Consider the following 18,151-nt stretch of genomic DNA (forward strand, 5'->3'; position numbering starts at 1 on the left):
GGAGAAGCCCATGAACCGGGTCATCCTTACGCCGGCCGCGCTGCCGTCCTCGGCGCTTGCCGAGCTCAAGCAGTGGCTCGGTATATCCACCGCGCGCGACGATGCGCCGCTCTCGGCCCTGCTCGCCAGCGCGCTCGACATCTTCGAGGCTTTCACCGGCCAGATGCCTTTCGCTGCCGAGTGCGAGGAAATAGTCTCCGCCAATCCCGGCTGGACCACGCTCTCCACCCGCCCGGTACAGGCGATCACCGCGCTTTACGGCATCGCTCCGGACGGCACACGCTTTTTGCTGCCTGCCAACGCGTACGAGGTCGACCTCGGCATCGACGGCTCCGGACGCGTGCGCATACAGCCGCCAGCGGGGGCAACGCGCGTCGCAGTGCGCTTCACCGCCGGCCTCTCCACCGATTGGGACGGCCTGCCCGATGCCTTACGCCACGGCATGATCCGCCTTGCCGCACACCAGCACCGCGCGCGGGAGAGCGACGGCGCATCGCCGCTACCGCCCGCCTCGGTCTGTGCGCTGTGGCGCCCGTGGCGACGGATGCGGCTGGCATGAGCAAGCCGACGGTCTCGGCAGACGCGGACAAGGCTTTCGACGCGCTGGCCCGGCGCCTCACCACGCGGGCCGCCGCACTCGCCACTGCCCATGTCGAAACGCAGGCCCTCGCCGCGCGTGCGGATGAAAACCGCTGGCGCCGGGCCGAACTGGTCTGGCCGCTTTTCGCGAAAGGATAGCCCATGGAAATCGCCCTTCGCGCGGCACTGGTCGGCTGGCTGGCCGCCGATCCCGTGCTCGGCGCCGAACTCAACGCCGTGGTGGAGGAAGCCCCGTCGCGCACGAGCCTGCCCTGGCTCGCAATCGCCGCCAGCGCCAGCACCGACTGGAGTTGCAAGACCGCAGCGGGCCGCGAAGTGCGCGTGGCGCTGGAACTTCACTGCCGGGGCGACGCTCCCGACGCGGCGGCCGACCTTGTCACCGCGATCGAGGGCAGAGTGGAAACCCTGCCGCGCGATCAGACCGGCTTTCGGATCGTCACCGCCCAGTTTCTGCGCGCCCGTGCCGAGCAGCGCGGGGAGAGCCGCCGCGCGATCCTGCTCGAATACCGCTTCCGCCTCATGGCCGAATAGGTCTGCGGCAAGCTCCGGAAGATCCTTCGACAAGCTCAGGATGGGCGGGATTGGGTCCTGCCCGCGTCCCGCTCAGGCTGAGCTTGTCGAAGCCCCCTCGATCCAGCACCCACTAAAGGAGCCACATCATGCCCGCCCAGAACGGCAGCGCCTTCCTGCTCAAGATCAGCGACGGCGCCACTCCCGCAACTTATCAGACCGTCGCCGGCCTGCGCACCACGCAGATGTCGATCAGCGGAGACACCGTCGTCGTCACCAGCAAGGACAGCGGTGGCTGGCGCGAACTGCTGTCCGGCGGCGGTGCGCGGTCCGTCTCGGTCAGTGCCGCCGGGATTTTCCTCGGCAGTGCGGCCGAAGCGAAGATCCGCACCAATGCCATGGCCGGCACGCTCGACGACTACGAACTGAGCTTCGAGGATGGCGACAGGCTGCGCGGCAAGTTCCTCGTCCAGCGGTTGGACTATGCCGGCGATTTCAATGGCGAGCGCAACTACACGCTTCAGCTCGAAAGCTCCGGCAAGGTCGCTTCGGCATGACAGCGCGGCCTAATCCGTTACGGGGCGAGGCGCTGCTGGAAATCGGCGGTACCGCGCATGTGCTGCGCCCCAGCTTCACCGCGCTGGTCGCCGCCGAGGAAGAACTCGGCCCGCTTTTTGCGCTCGTCGAGCGGGCCGGCGCGGGGCAACTTCGCCTTGCCGAGCTGGCCGCGCTGTTCTGGCACTGCCTCGCTTGCCGCCAAGAGCTGACGCGTGAGGCCGTGGGCGAGGCGGTGGTGGCGCAAGGCCTTGCCGCCTGCGCCGCACCGCTGCGCGTGCTGCTCGGCCAGATCCTCAAGGGCTCTGCGTGACGGACGATTTCGCGAGCGCCGCCTTGGCGCTCTGCCCGGTTGCCGCGCGCGTGCTGGGATGGCGTCCGCAGGAATTCTGGAGTGCCACCCCCGCCGAACTCGCTGCCGCGCTGGGTCTGCTGGGCCTGCCGGGCGGCGGCGCTTCCGTCGGGATCGACCGGCAAACGCTCGAAAAGCTGATGGAGCACGATCATGAGCGATGAAATCGACAGCCTGCTGGTGGACGTGCGGGCCAGCACCGATGGCTTCGCACGCGATATCGCGACGATGCGGTCGAGCATCGACGGCGATCTCGTCGGCGGCTTCACGCAGGCCGGGCAAGCGCTGGAAAAGAGCCTGACCGGCGCCATCCGGCGCGGCAATTTGGGCTTCGACGACCTCAAGCGCGCGGCGACCAGCGCCCTCTCCGAAATTGCCGCGCAATCGGTGCAAGGCCTGTTCGCCTCGTCGGGCAGCGGCGGAACCACTGCCACCATGGCGACAATGGGCCTTTCCAGCCTGTTCTCCAGCCTCCTTGGTCTGCCCGGCCGCGCCACCGGCGGCAATGTCTCGCCCGGGCGCGGCTATATGGTGGGTGAGCGGGGGCCGGAGATGTTCGTGCCCACGTCGGCCGGCCGGATCGAGCCGGGCAATGCCGGAGCCGGCGGCCGCGACGTGCGGGTGGCCATCAATCTCACCGGCCCGCGCGGAAGCAGCGCACCGCAATCGCTCCAGCGCTCTTCGCGTCAGGTCGCCAGCGCCGTGCGCCGCGCCCTCTCAACCCGTTGATCGGAGTATACCCATGGGATTCTGGCTCGCGACCAAGCGCGAGGGGCAGGCGAGCGACTGGATCCAGCGCTTCGACCCGCGCTTCTGGACCGTCAACTTTCCGCGCCCGATGATGGCGACGGTGATTTCCACCGGCCCGGATTCGCTGCGCGTCGATGCCTCGTTCCTGCGCAAGGGCGATCTCGGCGGGCTGATCTGGGAGAGCGAAGACCGGCACGATCACCCGCTGCTCGCCTACCGGACCGACCGCGACTATTCGCACACTTCGCTCAGCTTTCGCTGGCGCTCTTCCGGCGTGCTGCCGCTGAGCGACGTCTACGGCCCCACGCTGACGGTGGAGGGCCGCGATCAGGCCGGGAATGCGCGCACCTGGTATGTGCGCCTCTGGAACTATGCGCAGGGCGCGGGCGACGATGCGCGGATCACCTTGAAATTCTCCGCCCTGGATGGCGGCTTCATGCTGCCTTCGCAGGCCGATCCGGTATGGCCCAAGGCGATCGACCGGATGTTCATCTCTTTCGCCCCGCCCGGCTACGACGGCAGTGCCGATCCGCTGGCGGCGGAGGCGGAAGGATGGATCGAAATCAGCGAAATCCGCGCCGATGGCGGGCGCGCGATGCTGGAGATCGGCGATGTGATCGTGCCGCCGCACGGGCTCGCCATCGCGACCGGCTTCGACGATCAGGGCGTGCAGACACCCGCGCGGCTGATCCGCAACGTGATCCAGCTCGGCTATCGAGGATCGGTGGTCCACTATGTCGGCATGAGCCATTATTTCCGGCTCGCGCATGGGGCGGACGGCTATCTGGTACGGACGGCGGGCGATCCGCTGAATACGCCGTGCCGTGCCTGGCATCGCGCCTTCTTCGCCGCATGCATGGATCATGGGTTCAGCCCGATCGCCTCACTATCCTATGAGGCGCTGGACCAGCATGTGCCGGCGGACTGGAAGCAGCGCGATCTGAACGGCAATCCCGCGCTGACCGGCTGGTATCCGCCTTCCACCCTGCTTTCGCCAGCCCAAGCGGCGGCGATGGCATGGCTGAAATCGGTAGGCGCCGCGCTGACCGGCCTGATGATCGCGGCCGCCGCGCCGGTGCGCTTTCAGGTGGGTGAACCGTGGTGGTGGACTTTCCCCGATGGCCGCATCTGTCTTTACGATGCCGCCGCCCGCGCGGCCTTCGGCGGCTCGCCCCCTGCCATTGCCGACATGCGCGCAGCGCTGGATGCCGGCCAGAGGGCCCTGCTCGATGCCGCGGGGGCGCTGCTGGCGCAATCGACCGCCAGCCTGATCGCCGCCGTGCGCGCCGCCGCCGGGGGAAACCCGGTTGAGGCGCTGGCGCTGGTCTTCACGCCGACTTTGCTCGACCCCACGATGCCGGAACTGCGCCGCGCCAACCTGCCGCTCGGCTGGGCGGCTCCCGCCTTCGACCGGCTGCAGGTGGAGGACTACGACTGGCTCACCGCCGGGGCCGACGCCGCGCGGCGCAATGCCTATCGGGTGATCGACCAGCGGCTGGGCTACCCGCCCGGGGAGCAGGATTATCTGGCCGGCTTCGTCACCGATGCCGGCAGCGCCGACCGGTGGCGGCAGATCGATGCCGGGATCGATGAGGCTCTGGCCCGCGCGCCACATGAAATCGTGGTCTGGGCGCTTCCCCAGATCGCGCGCGACGGCTTCGTGCGCCTGCCGCTTCCTCCATCAGACAGTTCGGGAACCGATGCCATGCAGGCCTTCGACGATTTGCCCTATCCGATCGCGCTGGGCCGCGACACCACCGTGATTCCGGAGTTCTCGACGACGATCTCGGTCACCGCATCAGGCTTCGAACGCCGCAACAGCCTTTGGTCGAACGCGCGCCTGCGCTTCGATGTCGGGCCCGGCGTTCGCTCCGATGCGGAACTGGGCACGCTGATCGCGTTCTTCCGCGCCCGGCGCGGCCCGGCGCGCGGTTTCCGCCTGCGCGATCCCAGCGACTTCAGCTCGAACGGAATGGTGGGCACCCCCACCGCGATGGACCAGGACCTGGGAACCGGAGACGGCATCCGCTCCGACTTCGATCTGGTGAAACGCTATGACAGCGGCACGGCGGAACAGGTCCGGCGCATTACGCGCCCCGATTTCGCCAGCTTGCTCGTCTCCGTCGACGGCAAGATCCAGGTCGGCAACTGGACGCTGGGCGAATTGGGGGTGATCCGCTTCGCGACCGCACCCGGCGCCGGCGCCATCGTGCGGGCCGGCTTCGAATTCGACGTTCCGGTGCGCTTCGCGGCGGACAGCCTTGAGATCGCCGGCGCCGCCTTTGCCGCCGGGGAGGCGCCCAGCGTCCCCGTCGTCGAAATCCGGGAGGCATCATGACCCGAACCTGGTTCTCTACCGACCTCGAAACCGTCGCCAGCTTCTGCCGCCTGCTGCGGCGCGACGGCGTGACGCTGGGCTTCACCACGCATGATGCGGACCTGTGGTTCGAAGGGGTGCTCCATCAGGCATCGCCCGGCATGGTGCCATCGTCGATCCGCAAGTCCGCCGGGCTGGAGGCGGACAGTGCCGAAGTTCAGGGGGCGATTACCCATGACGCGGTCTCCGCCGAAGATCTCGCCTCCGGCCGGTTTGACGGCGCCGGCGTCCGCATCGGGCTGGTCGATTGGGAGAGCGGCGAATCGCAGCTGCTCTATGCCGGTACGCTCGGCACCGTGAGCACGCAGGACAATGGCTTCTCCGCCGATCTCACGTCGCGCAAGGCGGAACTGCAACGCGATCCCATTCCGCGCACCAGCCCAAGCTGCCGCGCCGGGTTCTGCGGGCCGGGCTGCAACCTGAACCCGCAGGCTTTCACGCGTGAAGTGCGGGCGGCAACCATCGACGCCGATGCCAACACCGTCCGCTTCGACGATCCGCTCGCAGCAGACCGCCACACCGGCGGCACGCTACGCTGGATCGACGGCCCGATGGCGGGATTCGAAATGGCCATCGCTGCGGTAACCGCCGAGGGCGAGGCGCTGGTCGATATGCCGATCGCCGTTGATATTCCCGCGGGTTCCCGCGCGCGGCTGCGCGAGGGATGCGATCATACGCTGGACACATGTGCGTCGCGCTTCGGCAATGCCCTGAACTTTCGCGGCGAACCGTACCTGCCAGGCAACGACCTGCTCACCAGCTATCCCACGCCCTGATCATGACTGGCATCATGACCGGAACCGAACTGGCCCGGGCGGCCAGCGCCCTGGTCGGCGTGCCGTTCGCGCTCCACGGACGCGATCCCCGCCTCGGCCTGGACTGCGTTGGCGTTCTGGCCGCGGCGCTGGGGGAGACGGCGCGATTGCCGAACGGCTATCGGATGCGTGGGGGTGACCTCGATGCCGCCGCGCGCCTTGCAGCATCGCTGGGGCTCGACCCCGTTTCCGGCCCGCCGGAAGCCGGCGACATCCTGCTCCTGCGGCCCGGGCCGTGCCAGTACCACCTCGCCATCGCCGTCGATGCCGGAACGGTCGTCCACGCCCACGCCGGCCTTCGCCGCGTCGCCCGCACTCCGCTTCCCGCCGAGTGGCCGATCCTTGGGCACTGGCGTCTCCATTCTTGAGGAATCGACATGGCTACTCTCGTTTTCAGCGCGATCGGAAATATGGTGGGCGGGCCGGTCGGCGGGGCCGTGGGATCGCTGGTCGGCAGCCAGTTCGACACCGCGATCTTCGGCACGCCCAACCGTCAGGGTGCTCGCCTCAAGGAACTGGATGTCACGACCTCCAGCTACGGGCAGCCAATCCCCCGCCATTTCGGACGGATGCGTGTGGCCGGCCAGATGATCTGGGCGGCCGACCTTGTCGAACACAGCGAAGTGCTGGGCGGCGGCAAGGGCTCCGCAACCGTCACCAACTATAGCTACACCGCCAGTTTCGCAGTGGCTCTGTCCAGCCGGCCGATCCGCGATCTGGGCCGCATCTGGGCGGACGGCAAGCTGCTGCGCGGGGCGGCGGGGGACTTGAAGACCTCAGGAATCCTGCGCATCCATACCGGTCAGAGCGACCAGGAGGCCGACCCCTTGCTGTTGGCGGCGGATGGCGATCGCTGCCCCGGCTACCGCGATTTTGCCTACGTCGTGTTCGAAAACCTGGACCTTTCGGACTTCTACAACCGCATCCCTTCGCTGACATTCGAAGTCATTGCCGACGATACCTTCGATCTGGCCGCCGTGGTGGGAGAGGTGATCGAGGATATTGATGTAGCGGTTCCGCTGGACGGTTTCGTCGGCCTCTCGAACGACGGGCCGCTGGCGGACACCGTCCAGATGCTCGATCCGGTGCTTCCGCTCGATGTCGATTGCGCCGGCGACCTGCTCGTGATCGGGCGAGTCCGCCTGCAGGCATCGCCCGTGACTCTTGGAGAGGCCACTGCGGCGGTCGACGACGACGAATTCGGCGTGGCAACCGGCTTCGCTCGCCATCGCGCACCTGCCGACATTCAACCCTTGGCTGCGCTGCGGCACTATGAACCTGCGCGCGACTACTTGCCCGGGATCCAGTACGCCACCGGCCGGCCGGCCCCGGGCCAGCCGCGCATGATCGAGTTACCCGCCGCGCTGGCCGCTGCCGATGCCCGCGCCTTGATGGATCGCACCGCAAGGCGCCTCGACTGGAGCCGCGACACTCTATCCTGGCGCACAGCCGAACTGGACGCCTCCGTTGCGCCCGGCACGCATGTCCGGTTCCCCGACATCTCCGGCACATGGCGCGTGCGCGAATGGGAATGGCGCGATACCGGCGTGGAAATTTCGGCAGAGCGCGTTCCGCCGTCCAGCTCGGACTTCATTCCAGCGCTGCCGAGCGATCCGGGGCAAGCCCATCCGCAGGTCGATCTGCCGATGGCGACAACGCTTCTTGCCGCATTCGAACTTCCCTTCGACCCCGCCACCGGCAGTGCTTCTGGCAAGGCGCGGCCTTACGCGGCCGCCTCCTCCATCCAATCCAACTGGGGCGGGGCCGCCCTCTATGCCGATCGCGGGGACGGACAATTGCAGCCGATCGGTCCCAGCGGCCGAACCCGCAGCGTGATGGGTACGGCGGTCACGGCTCTCGGATCGGGCAAGGCTCTCATGTTCGACCGGACCTCGCGCGTAACCGTCAGGTTGGTCGATCCGTCGATGCAGCTTGCCTCCGCTTCCCCGCGCCAACTGGCCGAAGGCGCCAATCTCGCGCTTTTGGGCGAGGAGCTGCTGCAATTCGCAAGAGCGACTTCGCTGGGCGACGGTTCGTGGATCCTCGAAGGCTTCCTGCGCGGCTGCGGCGGTTCGGAAGCCGGAATGGCTGGTCACATCGCAGGCGAGGAATTCGTATTGATAGATGGGCGGGCCATCGCCATCGATCCCGCTGTGCTTGGAGCCGGCGCCGCGCGCAGCGTCGTCGCCATCGGGCGCGGCGATCCCGATGGGGTGCGGGCTTCGATCAGATTGGCCGGACTTACCTTGCGCCCGCTGCCTCCGGTCCATCCGCGCCTGACTGTGATCACCGGTGACGCCTGGCGCATCGAATGGACCCGCCGCGCCCGTGGACGGGTGCCGTGGCAGGACGGCGTGGATGTTCCACTGGTCGAAGAGGCGGAAAGCTACCTCGTGACGTTCGGCCCCGCCGGAGCGCCGATCGCGATGTGGACCACCGCCGAACCGTGGATCGAATTGTCCGCTGCCCTGCGTGCGCAATTGGCCACGCAAGCGCCGGGCGAGTGGCTGCGCGTGGCCCAGCAGGGCACGTACGCCATCTCGGACCCGCTCGCCCTGCTCACGTTGAACTGACGTTTCTCCAACCCTCCAGGTGCAAGGCAACGCCATGACCGATCCCATCGTATTCGACAGCATCACACCCCGCTTCGCCCTTCCCCTTCTTTATGCAGGGCAGGCGCATAAAGAGGCGTTCGTCAATGAAGCGCTGGTCCGCGCGGACATGCTTCTGCACTGCACGGTCGAGGGCGTAAGTGCCACACCTCCTGAAAATTCGGAGGACGGCCGGGCCTGGATCGTTGCCGGCGGCGCGTCGGGAGACTGGCTCGGCCTCGACGGCATGATCGCTTGCCGTACAAGCGGCAATTGGATCTTTATCCCGCCACGCGATGGTTTGCGCGTGTTCGATCGCTCGGCGGCAGGGGACAGGTTATTTTTCGGTTCCTGGAGAAAAGCTTCCGTGTTCGCGGAACCGGTTGGCGGTTCGACCGTTGATGGGGAAGCTCGGGCTGCCATCACCAACTTGATGGCGTCCCTGCGGGCCGTGGGTATCCTGCCTTCGGCGTGACCGGCGCCAATGCAACAGGGGTGAACAAGATGCCGTCGATTTCGAAGAACGGAGTCACAAGACGGTGCCAAGGCCCCGAAAACGCGACATTCTTGCAACACATGTCGTCATTGTGCGCTTGCACGCAGTTTGTTGTGGGGGTAGACACTTACGGCACTCGGTGGCTCCAAATCTCTTAGTAGGGGAAACGTATGAGGAAACTCGTCATCGGACTGGCGCTGGCTTCGACAGCTATCGCCACGCCCGCGTTCGCGCGCGACGACGCTTGGTATCTGGAACTCGACTTCGGCGGCATGATCGTCGAAGACGCAAGCGCCAAGATCAATGGCGTCAGCCATGCCGGCGATTATGACTTCAAGACCGGCTTCGATGGCGGTGGCGTAATCGGCTATGACTTCGGTGGGTTCCGTCTGGAAACCGAAGCCAGCTATCGCCAGGCCAAGATCGGCACGTACACTGACGCTGCTGGCCCGCTCAAGGGTACCGGCAACGCCAGCAACCTGTCGTTCATGGTCAACGGCCTGCTCGACTTCGGCGCTGACGATGGCCTTCAGGGCTTTGTCGGCGGTGGTGCCGGCGTCGGCCGTGTCGATCTCGACAATGTCGACGATTCGGACACCGGTTTCGCCTGGCAGGCTCTCGCCGGTATCCGCGCTCCGCTCAGCCGGAACGTCGATCTCGGTCTGAAGTACCGCTTCATGAACGTCGACAACGTCAAGGTCGTGACCACCGCTGGTGACGATCTGAAGACCCGTTGGCGCTCGCACTCGCTGATGGCGACGCTGGCTTACAACTTCGGCGAACCGGCTGCTCCGCCGCCGCCGCCGCCGCCGCCGCCGCCGCCGCCTCCCCCGCCGCCCCCGCCGCCGCCGCCGCCGGTGGTGTGCAACAAGGGCCCGTACATCGTGTTCTTCGATTGGGACAAGGCTGACGTTACTCCGGAAGCCGCGACCATTCTCGACAGCGCGATCACGGCTTACGGCAACTGCAACAGCGTTCCGATCATGCTTGCCGGTCACACCGACCGCTCGGGCAGCCCCAAGTACAACATGGGTCTCTCGGCACGTCGTAACGACTCGGTCCGCGCTTACCTGACCAGCCACGGTATCCCCGATGGCGCGATCACCAGCCAGGCCTTCGGCGAAACGCAACCGCGCGTTCCGACCGCAGACGGCGTGCGCGAACTGCAGAACCGTCGCGTCGAAATCACTTACGGTCCGGGCTCGGGCATGTAAGCGAACCGGCAACGGTAAAGATTGGGGGGTCGGAGCAATCCGGCCCCCTTTTCTTTTGCTTGGCGCCTGCCAGCCGCAGACAAAAAGAAAGCGCCCCGCTCGTGAAGAGCGGGGCGCTTTCTTTTGCCGCGATCAGAGGATGATCAGGCGGCGTAGGGCGTGGTATCCACCAATCCCGCCTCGGCAAAGCCTGCCTTGCGCAATCGGCAGCTATCGCACAAACCGCAGGCGCTACCGTCGGGCTGCGGATCATAGCACGACCAGCTCATCCCGGCCTCAAGCCCAAGCCTATCCGCTTCGCGCGCGATATCGGCCTTCCCCATGAACTGCAGCGGAGCATGGATCTGGAACTTGGTTCCCTCGTCTCCGTCCTTGGTGGCTAGAGTGGCAATGTTCTCGAAGGCTGCAATGAACTCGGGCCGGCAATCGGGGTACCCGGAATAGTCCAGGGCATTCACGCCGATGAAAATGTCGGACGCTCCGATCGCCTCTGCCCATGCCAGTGTCAGCGAAAGAAACACCAGGTTCCGCGCCGGAACATAAGTAACCGGAATGCCCGGCTCCAAACCCTCCTTGGGCACGTCGATTTCATCGGTGAGCGCGGATCCGCCGAACTGGCGAAGGTCGAGCGGGAGGATGACATGGCGCTTCGCGCCAAGTTCCCGGGCGATATGCCTGGCCGCATCGATTTCCCGACGATGACGCTGATTATAGTCGATCGTCAGGGCATTGATCTCGAAACCGGCTTCACGCGCAAGGCCGCCGGAGACCATGGAATCAAGACCGCCGGAAAGGAGAACAACCGCCTTCCGCGGCGCTGGGGAGGGAGAATTGTCTTGCATGCCTTCGCGCTAGGCTTTCCCGCGCGCGATGACAACCGTCAGACGCCGCAGTTGCCCAGGTGGCGCCCCTCGGTCGCGAAGGCGAACGGCCGGCCATTGGCGATGCCCTGGCTGTCGATCTGGACGAGGGCATTGGTTTCCCGGCGAATGTGCGTGCGGCCATAGCCGCGCCCAGGACAGGTATATTGCACCGTCACTTCGTTCGGCTTGTCATCGACGACCACGGTGCTGCATGCCTCGCCGCGATGCTCAAGCTGGACAAGCTCCTGCCCGCTTCGCAGGCACAGCTTGCCGGCATTTCCCAGGCCGCGAAGCTCCCAGCTTCCGCGGTCCAGTTGGTCCAGCAGGGCCAGGGGCTTCTTCTGCGCCATGACCGGTGCAGCGAAAATCGCCAGACTGATTCCCATCACCCCGGCCCTTAGCGCCACGCCCAGGAAAGAGTTGCCGCGAAGTGGCGATACCGGATCGTCCATCATGCCCATGGGCGCCTCTTAGACCATCCCGATCGGCTCCCACAACCGCAGGAATTGTCGTTCAGGCGGGAATATGCAGGATTTTCGAACAGAAAGCGCAATCGACCGGGATCATGCCGGTCTCATCACGCATGTCCACGCGCTCGGTCTCCGGAAACCGCGAGAGGATTTCCCGATAATATTCAACGGTGCACCGGCACCCGCGCTGGAGCGGAAGCAGTGGCTCCACCCTGACTTCCTCTTCCTCATGGAAGATCCGCCACACGAGTTGTTCCAGGTTGAGTACGGGGTCGACCAGTTCCTCCGGCCGAACGCTCCCGGCCATGATCGCAACATGCTCCCAATCGGGATGCTGCTCCTGCACGTGCAGACGTTCGCGGCCTTCCTCTCCGTCCGGGAAATGCTGAACCAGAAACCCGCCCGCCACGCAGCGGGGGTCATTCGACCGCACGGATACCCGGATCAGCGTCGGCACCTGTTCCGACTGCGCGAAGTATTTCTCGCAAGCCTGCGCCAGCGATTCCCCTTCAAGGGGAACCACGCCCTGATAGCGCGCCCCGGTAGCCGCCAGATCGAAGGTGATGGCGAGATAGCCCGTCCCGAAAATTGCTTCCAGGGAGCAGTCTTCCTCCAGCCGTTCCACAAGATCCGGGTCATGGCGAAGATAGCCACGCAGTTCGCCATTACGGTAATCGCAGACGAGCAGATCCACAGCGCCGCCTTCAGCCTGCGCTTGGAAGGTAAGCTGCGCGCCCTCATCCTTCAGCAGAGATCCCATCAAGGCCGAAAGCACCAGCGCCTCGGCCAAGACGTGTTTCACCACTTTCGGATAAGTGTGCGCCGAAAGCACCGTTTCCAGCACCGGCCCCAACCTGACGACCCGGCCGCGCGCATTGCGCGACGGCACGGTGAACGCCAGCACTCGATCAAAGCCGGTATCGTCGGCACGGATGGGCAGATCGTCGCTCACAGCCGGCCGAGCGCCCACAGCAGCACCGACTTCTGCGCATGGATGCGGTTCTCCGCCTCATCCCACACGACCGAGTGCGGTCCGTCGATCACCTCATCCGTCACTTCCTCACCGCGATGCGCAGGCAGGCAGTGAAGGAACTTGGCGCCCGGAGCAGCCTTGGCCATCAACGCGGCATTGACCTGATAGGGCTGCATCGCGGCCACGTGCTTTTCGCCGCCGGCCTGCCCCATGGAAACCCAGGTATCGGTAACCAAGACCTGCGCCCCGGCGACTGCCTCCTCCGCACTGTGCGTGAGAATGACTTCACCGCCAGCGGCGCGGGCACGCTCAATGAACGCCGGATCCGGCTCATAGCCTGCCGGGCCGCCGATGCGGATTGTGAACTTCATCAATCCCGCTGCCTCGATCAGCGAATTGGCGACATTGTTGCCATCGCCCAGCCAGGCCATCTGCAACCCGGGCAAGGCAAAACCGTGCTCGACGATGGTCAACAGGTCGGCGACGATCTGGCACGGATGCGAAAGATCGGTCAGGCCATTGATCACCGGAACGTCGGCGTAATGAGCCAGTTCCTCGATCTTGGCGTGATCGTCCGTACGGATCATGATCGCATCGACCATACGGCTGAGGACGCGGGCGGTGTCGGCGATCGTTTCGCCGCGTCCGATCTGCGTGCTGCCGGCTTCCATGATCATGGCGCTGCCGCCAAGCTGGCGCATCGCCATATCGAAAGAAACGCGCGTACGCGTCGAGTTCTTCTCGAAGATCGTGGCCAGGACATGGCCTGCCAACGGCGCATCCACATCCGGCCGAGCCTTGGGCCAAGCCTTGCGCGCAGTTTTGCGATCGATGGCATCGTTGATCATCGCCGCCAGCGCATCACCGCCAGCATCACCAAGGCTGAGGAAATCCCGCTGCATCACGCCACCTCTTCAGGCTGGTAGCTCGCAGCCGCAGCGGAAAGCTTTTCCATGAATTCATCCATGTGGCTGTCATCAATTACCAGCGGCGGCAGGATGCGAACGACGTTATCTCCGGCCGATACCGTCAGGAGATTATGATTGTCGCGCATGTGCGCGACGAAGGCGCGCGGTTCGACCTTCAGCTTAAGGCCAATGAACAGGCCTTTGCCGCGAACGGAATCGAACAGTTCCGGATAGTTGCCAATGAACTGCTCCAAGCGCGCCATCAGGCGTTCCCCCTTGGCGCGAACGTCCGCAAGGAAATCTTCGTTGGCAACGGCGTCCAAGACAGCACCGATCGCCGCCATCGCGAACGGATTGCCCCCGTAGGTCGATCCATGTGTGCCGTAGACCATGCCGCGCGCCGCCTTTTCGGTCGCCAGGCACGCGCCGACAGGGAAGCCACCGCCGATGCCCTTGGCTGTCGACATAATATCGGGAATGATGCCGTATTGTTCGTAAGCATAGAAGGTGCCGGCACGACCGACACCGCTTTGCACCTCGTCCAGAACCAGCATCAGATCGTGCTCGTCGCAAAGGTCGCGCAATCCCTGCATGAACGCCTGCGATGCGATACGAATGCCGCCTTCGCCCTGGATCGGCTCAACGAGAAAACCTGCCGTATTCGGGCCGATCGCCGCCTTGGCCGCCTCGAGATCGTCGAATTCGACGTACTTGAAGCCCGGCAGCAGAGGCAGGAAGCCCTTGTGCATCTTCTCTTGATTGGATGCGCTGATCGTCGCCATCGTCCGCCCGTGGAAGGCGTTGTTGAAGGTGATCAGCTCATACTTTTCGTGATTGCCGACATGCTGGTGATAGGCACGCGCGGTCTTGATCGCGCATTCGACCGCCTCGGCGCCCGAATTGGTGAAGAAGACGGTATCGGCAAAAGTCAGATCGACCAGCCGCTTCGCCACAGCTTCGCCCTGCGGGCTGCCATAGAGATTGGACACGTGCATCAGCGTTTCAGCTTGCTGCTGAATCGCGCCGATCAGGCCCGGATGCGAATGCCCCAGCAGGTTCACGGCAATACCGCTTGCGAAATCGAGGAATCGGCGACCGTCTTCACTGATAAGATGGCAGTGCTCGCCGCGAACGGGGCGGACGCCGCACCGGGGGTACACGGGCATCAGTGGCGTAATCGACATGACGTTGTTCCTCGAAACGAATCAGTAAAGCGAAAAAGATCGGGAATCGGAAAACGACAAATGGCGGCCCTATCCGGACCGCCATTTGCGCGCTTCTATGCTTTTGCATCCCCCGGTCAAACCACCGAGGAGGGTGCAGGCTAGATCAACCTTGGAGCGCCGACAAGTTGACCGCCGAGTACTTGCCTCGTCGATCGACCTCGATGTCGAACTCCACGCGATCGCCTTCGTTGAGGCCCGAGAGCCCCGAACGCTCGACAGCGCTGATATGAACGAATGCGTCCGGCTGGCCATCATCACGCGTGATGAAGCCGAAGCCCTTCATGGAATTGAAGAACTTGACGGTGCCGCTGGCCTTTTCGCCGGTAAGCTGACGCTGCGGTGCAGGTTCGCGCTTTTCGACAGGGATCACGTCGCCAAGGATCACCAGTTCGCTGGCCGAAATCTTGCCACCGCGATCAACCAGCTGGAATTCCAGCTGCTGACCTTCGGCGAGACCTTCAAGGCCTGCACGCTCGACCGCGCTGATGTGAACGAACACATCGTCGCCGCCTTCTTCACGCTGAATGAAGCCGAAGCCCTTGGCGCCGTTGAAGAACTTTACGACGCCCTTGCCCTGGCCAACGACCTGGGCAGGCATGCCGCCACCGCCGCCGCCGCGCGGGCCGCCGAAGCCGCCACCGCCGCCGCCACGCGGGCCGCCGAAGCCGCCGCGATCACCGCCGCCGAAGCCGCCACGGTCACCACCGCCGCCACCGAAACGGTCGCCGCCACCGAAGCGGTCACCGCCTCCGAAACGATCCTGCCCGGCGAAGAACGGATCGAATTCGTTCTCCCCGAAACCACCATCGCGCTTGTCGCGTCCCCTTCCGCGACGACCTCTGTCAAAACCCATGTCTACGAACGTACCTTCGCTGCGCCCCAAAAAAAGCATTCACCCGAACACGTGGACGAACCGTGCCGACCGTCAGACAAGCGGAAGAGACGCAGCTCTCCCGCCACCTGCAAGGCCGAGTCATACACGAGTCATATGGGCAAGGCGAACACAATTACGCCTCTTTTTGCGAGTCTGTATCCGAAAGGCTGCATTTTGACTGGGTCGGCGTTCATCTCTTGTCCAAACTATGTGCTTGACGCAGGGGAATTTCAGGCTCAACCGCGGCCACGCCGCTGCTCATGCGTGGGAGTTTCATAGATGTTTCGCCAGGTCACTGAATCCGTCTTCGCCAGTCCGCAGATCGGGATCGAGGCCATTGCCGAAGCCAAAGCGCTGGGCATCGTGCGAATCATCAACAATCGCCCCGAAGGCGAAAGCGACGACCAGATCCCCGGGGACGCCATCGCAGATGCGGCGCGCGAAGCGGGGATCGACTACGTGGCGATCCCGGTAACCCATGCCGGCTTTAGCCAGGCACAGGTGGATGCGATGATGCAGGCGCTCGATAGTGCCGATGGTCCGGTTCTCGCTTATTGTCGTTCGGGCACCCGCTCGACATTGCTCTGGGCGCTTGCCCGCGCGAAGGCCGGAGACAATCCCGCCGTGATCGCCTCGAAAGCGGCCGCAGCCGGTTACGATGTGACGCCCGTCCGCCAATTGATCGAGATGTTTGCAGCCGGCCGCTGAACACGCGGCCAGCAAACCGCTGGCTATAGCGCTATGTCACCTTGCTCGCCGGTGCGCACGCGCAGCACCTCGGCCAGATCGAAGACGAAGATCTTGCCGTCTCCGATTTCATCGGTGCTTGCGGTTTTGCCGATGATCTCCACCACGGTGCCGGCAAAGGCGTCGGACACTGCGATCTCCAGCTTGATCTTGGGCACCAGGCTGGAGGAATACTCCGCACCGCGATAGATTTCGGTTTGGCCCTTCTGACGGCCGAAGCCACTCACTTCCGACACCGTCAGGCCGGAAACCCCTGCACTGGCAAGGGCGTCCTTCACTTCGGTGAACTTGAACGGCTTGATGATCGCGATGATGTATTTCACGCCCATCTCCCTGGCCGGGTGAGTGATGCGCGCAGCATCACACAAAGCCTCCCCCACGACAAAGAAAAATGGGCCGGAGCGGCTGGCTCCGGCCCTTGAGTTTGTGTTCGCAGGAGGAACACCTGTAGGCGGCAGCGGAAAGGAGGAGAGGAAAAATCCCGCCGCCGCCAAGCTCGAAAATCTTAGTTGTAAGCGCGCTCGCCATGCTCGCCGATGTCGAGACCTTCCTGTTCGACTTCGGGAGCGACACGAAGGCCCGTGACTGCCTTGGCAATAAAGATCGCGATCACCGTGCCGATGGTCGCAAGAACGACAGTGGCAAGCACCGCCTCAACCTGGATCACGAGCTGCGAGCTGATCGAGAAGTCGGCCTTGCCGGGACCGCCGAGCGCAGGCGAGTAAACGATGCCGGTACCGATCGCGCCGACAATGCCGCCGATGCCGTGGACGCCGAATGCGTCGAGAGCATCGTCGTAGCCGAGTGCGGGCTTGAGCTTGCTGACAGCGAAGAAGCAGATCACCGAAGCCACACCGCCAAGGACGATGGCACCGAACGGACCCGAGTTACCCGCAGCCGGGGTGACGGCGACGAGGCCGGCAACGACACCCGAGCAGAAGCCCAGAGCAGACCCCTTGTGCCCAGCCAGACGCTCGGCGAGCATCCAGAACAGGCCGGCCGATGCGGTGGCGACGAAAGTGTTGATCATTGCAAGGCTGGCAGCGCCGTTAGCCGACAGGGCCGAGCCGGCGTTGAAGCCGAACCAACCCACCCACAGCAAGCCCGTGCCAACGAAGGTCAGCGTCAGCGAGTGCGGCGGCATCGGTTCGTTCGGATAGCCCTTGCGCTTACCAAGAATGATCGCGGCAACAAGAGCCGAGACACCAGCGTTGATATGAACGACGGTACCACCGGCATAGTCGAGAGCACCGAGGCCGAAGAAGTAGCCGGTCGGAGCCCACACCATGTGCGCAATCGGGAAGTAAACGATAGTCAGCCACACGACCGCAAAGACCATAACGGCCGAAAACTTGATGCGCTCTACGGTCGAACCGAGAACCAGCGCCACTGTGATCGCCGCGAAGGTCATCTGGAAGCAGGCGAAAACGTATTCGGGAATGCTGCCCGAAACCGAATCGGGGGTGACGCCCTTGAGAAACGCCTTGCCGAAGCCGGAAATGAAGGCGTTGCCACCTTCACCAAAGGCCATCGTGTAGCCATACATGACCCAGATCAGCATCGCGAGGCTGGCAGCGGCGCCAATCTGCGTCATCGTCGAGAGCATGTTCTTCGAGCGAGTAAGGCCGCCGTAGAACAGGGCAAGGCCGGGCAAGATCATCAGAAAGACGAGCAGCGTCGACGTGAGCATCCAGGCGGTATCGCCCTTGTCGATCGTCGGCGTGGCGGCGGCCTGCGCAAAAGCAGGCACGGCGGCGAACAGCGACGCACCCAGAGCGCCGGCGCCGCAAAGAATTTTGCGGTTCATCGTGGAATCCCTCCTGTGGGAAG

At 64.7% G+C, this 18,151-nt stretch carries 22 protein-coding genes; 14 read left to right on the plus strand and 8 right to left on the minus strand.

The window, feature by feature from the left end; all coding sequences use genetic code 11:
- The first annotated feature begins 10 nt into the window (after positions 1-10).
- The 13 genes from ACZ1JC_RS10490 (at position 11) to ACZ1JC_RS10550 (ending at position 10,260) form a co-directional block, all read left to right on the plus strand.
- Positions 11-559: a head-tail connector protein gene (locus ACZ1JC_RS10490; protein ID WP_465136914.1), complete on the plus strand. Its 549-nt coding sequence runs from the start codon at positions 11-13 to the stop codon at positions 557-559.
- A complete protein-coding gene (locus ACZ1JC_RS10495) occupies positions 556-738 on the plus strand; it encodes a hypothetical protein (RefSeq protein WP_465136913.1) in 183 nt (60 codons plus the stop codon). Before ACZ1JC_RS10490 ends, ACZ1JC_RS10495 begins: the two co-directional genes overlap by 4 nt.
- Before the next feature lie 3 nt (positions 739-741).
- Positions 742-1,131: a DUF3168 domain-containing protein gene (locus ACZ1JC_RS10500; protein ID WP_465136912.1), complete on the plus strand. Its 390-nt coding sequence runs from the start codon at positions 742-744 to the stop codon at positions 1,129-1,131.
- Positions 1,132-1,259: 128 nt separating this feature from the next.
- On the plus strand, positions 1,260-1,667 hold the full coding sequence (locus ACZ1JC_RS10505; RefSeq protein ID WP_465136911.1) for a phage major tail protein, TP901-1 family: 408 nt from the start codon (positions 1,260-1,262) through the stop codon (positions 1,665-1,667).
- Positions 1,664-1,978 (plus strand): gene transfer agent family protein, encoded by a 315-nt coding sequence (locus tag ACZ1JC_RS10510; protein WP_465136910.1) that lies wholly within the window; start codon positions 1,664-1,666, stop codon positions 1,976-1,978. Before ACZ1JC_RS10505 ends, ACZ1JC_RS10510 begins: the two co-directional genes overlap by 4 nt.
- Positions 1,975-2,181: a phage tail assembly chaperone gene (locus ACZ1JC_RS10515; protein ID WP_465136909.1), complete on the plus strand. Its 207-nt coding sequence runs from the start codon at positions 1,975-1,977 to the stop codon at positions 2,179-2,181. Before ACZ1JC_RS10510 ends, ACZ1JC_RS10515 begins: the two co-directional genes overlap by 4 nt.
- The gene (locus ACZ1JC_RS10520; protein ID WP_465136908.1) at positions 2,171-2,746 is read left to right on the plus strand and encodes a tail tape measure protein; all 576 of its coding nucleotides are present in this window, start codon (positions 2,171-2,173) and stop codon (positions 2,744-2,746) included. Before ACZ1JC_RS10515 ends, ACZ1JC_RS10520 begins: the two co-directional genes overlap by 11 nt.
- Before the next feature lie 13 nt (positions 2,747-2,759).
- Positions 2,760-5,105 (plus strand): phage distal tail protein, Rcc01695 family, encoded by a 2,346-nt coding sequence (locus tag ACZ1JC_RS10525; protein WP_465136907.1) that lies wholly within the window; start codon positions 2,760-2,762, stop codon positions 5,103-5,105.
- Positions 5,102-5,920 (plus strand): DUF2163 domain-containing protein, encoded by an 819-nt coding sequence (locus ACZ1JC_RS10530; RefSeq protein ID WP_465136906.1) that lies wholly within the window; start codon positions 5,102-5,104, stop codon positions 5,918-5,920. The genes ACZ1JC_RS10525 and ACZ1JC_RS10530 overlap by 4 nt, the downstream gene beginning before the upstream one ends.
- Positions 5,921-5,934: 14 nt before the next feature.
- Complete coding sequence (locus ACZ1JC_RS10535; RefSeq protein ID WP_465136905.1) at positions 5,935-6,327, plus strand: hypothetical protein; 393 nt, start codon at positions 5,935-5,937, stop codon at positions 6,325-6,327.
- Positions 6,328-6,336: 9 nt separating this feature from the next.
- Complete coding sequence (locus ACZ1JC_RS10540; protein WP_465136904.1) at positions 6,337-8,532, plus strand: GTA baseplate fiber-binding domain-containing protein; 2,196 nt, start codon at positions 6,337-6,339, stop codon at positions 8,530-8,532.
- A gap of 34 nt (positions 8,533-8,566) precedes the next feature.
- Positions 8,567-9,025, plus strand: coding sequence for a DUF2793 domain-containing protein (locus ACZ1JC_RS10545; protein ID WP_465136903.1), 459 nt, complete (start codon positions 8,567-8,569; stop codon positions 9,023-9,025).
- A gap of 191 nt (positions 9,026-9,216) precedes the next feature.
- Positions 9,217-10,260, plus strand: coding sequence for an OmpA family protein (locus ACZ1JC_RS10550; RefSeq protein ID WP_465136902.1), 1,044 nt, complete (start codon positions 9,217-9,219; stop codon positions 10,258-10,260).
- A 143-nt stretch (positions 10,261-10,403) separates the two neighbouring features.
- Here the strand turns inward: ACZ1JC_RS10550 and queC are convergent, their stop codons facing one another.
- From queC to ACZ1JC_RS10580, 6 genes are all read right to left on the minus strand, one after another.
- Entirely contained in the window at positions 10,404-11,102 is a 699-nt protein-coding gene (queC, locus tag ACZ1JC_RS10555) for a 7-cyano-7-deazaguanine synthase QueC (protein ID WP_465136901.1), read from the minus strand.
- Positions 11,103-11,140: 38 nt separating this feature from the next.
- Complete coding sequence (locus ACZ1JC_RS10560; protein WP_465136900.1) at positions 11,141-11,584, minus strand: hypothetical protein; 444 nt, start codon at positions 11,582-11,584, stop codon at positions 11,141-11,143.
- Positions 11,585-11,636: 52 nt separating this feature from the next.
- On the minus strand, positions 11,637-12,545 hold the full coding sequence (gene hslO, locus ACZ1JC_RS10565; RefSeq protein WP_465136899.1) for an Hsp33 family molecular chaperone HslO: 909 nt from the start codon (positions 12,543-12,545) through the stop codon (positions 11,637-11,639).
- Positions 12,542-13,468, minus strand: coding sequence for an ornithine carbamoyltransferase (gene argF, locus ACZ1JC_RS10570; protein WP_465136898.1), 927 nt, complete (start codon positions 13,466-13,468; stop codon positions 12,542-12,544). Before argF ends, hslO begins: the two co-directional genes overlap by 4 nt.
- Entirely contained in the window at positions 13,468-14,658 is a 1,191-nt protein-coding gene (locus tag ACZ1JC_RS10575; protein WP_465136897.1) for an acetylornithine transaminase, read from the minus strand. Before ACZ1JC_RS10575 ends, argF begins: the two co-directional genes overlap by 1 nt.
- Before the next feature lie 145 nt (positions 14,659-14,803).
- Positions 14,804-15,553 (minus strand): cold-shock protein, encoded by a 750-nt coding sequence (locus ACZ1JC_RS10580; protein ID WP_465136896.1) that lies wholly within the window; start codon positions 15,551-15,553, stop codon positions 14,804-14,806.
- A gap of 300 nt (positions 15,554-15,853) precedes the next feature.
- Here ACZ1JC_RS10580 and ACZ1JC_RS10585 point away from each other — a divergent pair, with 300 nt between their 5' ends.
- Entirely contained in the window at positions 15,854-16,282 is a 429-nt protein-coding gene (locus ACZ1JC_RS10585) for a protein tyrosine phosphatase family protein (protein WP_465136895.1), read from the plus strand.
- 23 nt (positions 16,283-16,305) lie between these two features.
- Here the strand turns inward: ACZ1JC_RS10585 and ACZ1JC_RS10590 are convergent, their stop codons facing one another.
- Complete coding sequence (locus tag ACZ1JC_RS10590; RefSeq protein WP_465136894.1) at positions 16,306-16,644, minus strand: P-II family nitrogen regulator; 339 nt, start codon at positions 16,642-16,644, stop codon at positions 16,306-16,308.
- 182 nt (positions 16,645-16,826) lie between these two features.
- On the minus strand, positions 16,827-18,128 hold the full coding sequence (locus ACZ1JC_RS10595) for an ammonium transporter (protein ID WP_465136893.1): 1,302 nt from the start codon (positions 18,126-18,128) through the stop codon (positions 16,827-16,829).
- Positions 18,129-18,151 lie beyond the last annotated feature (23 nt).

This window comes from Sphingomonas sp. BL-S-28 (assembly GCF_055521515.1).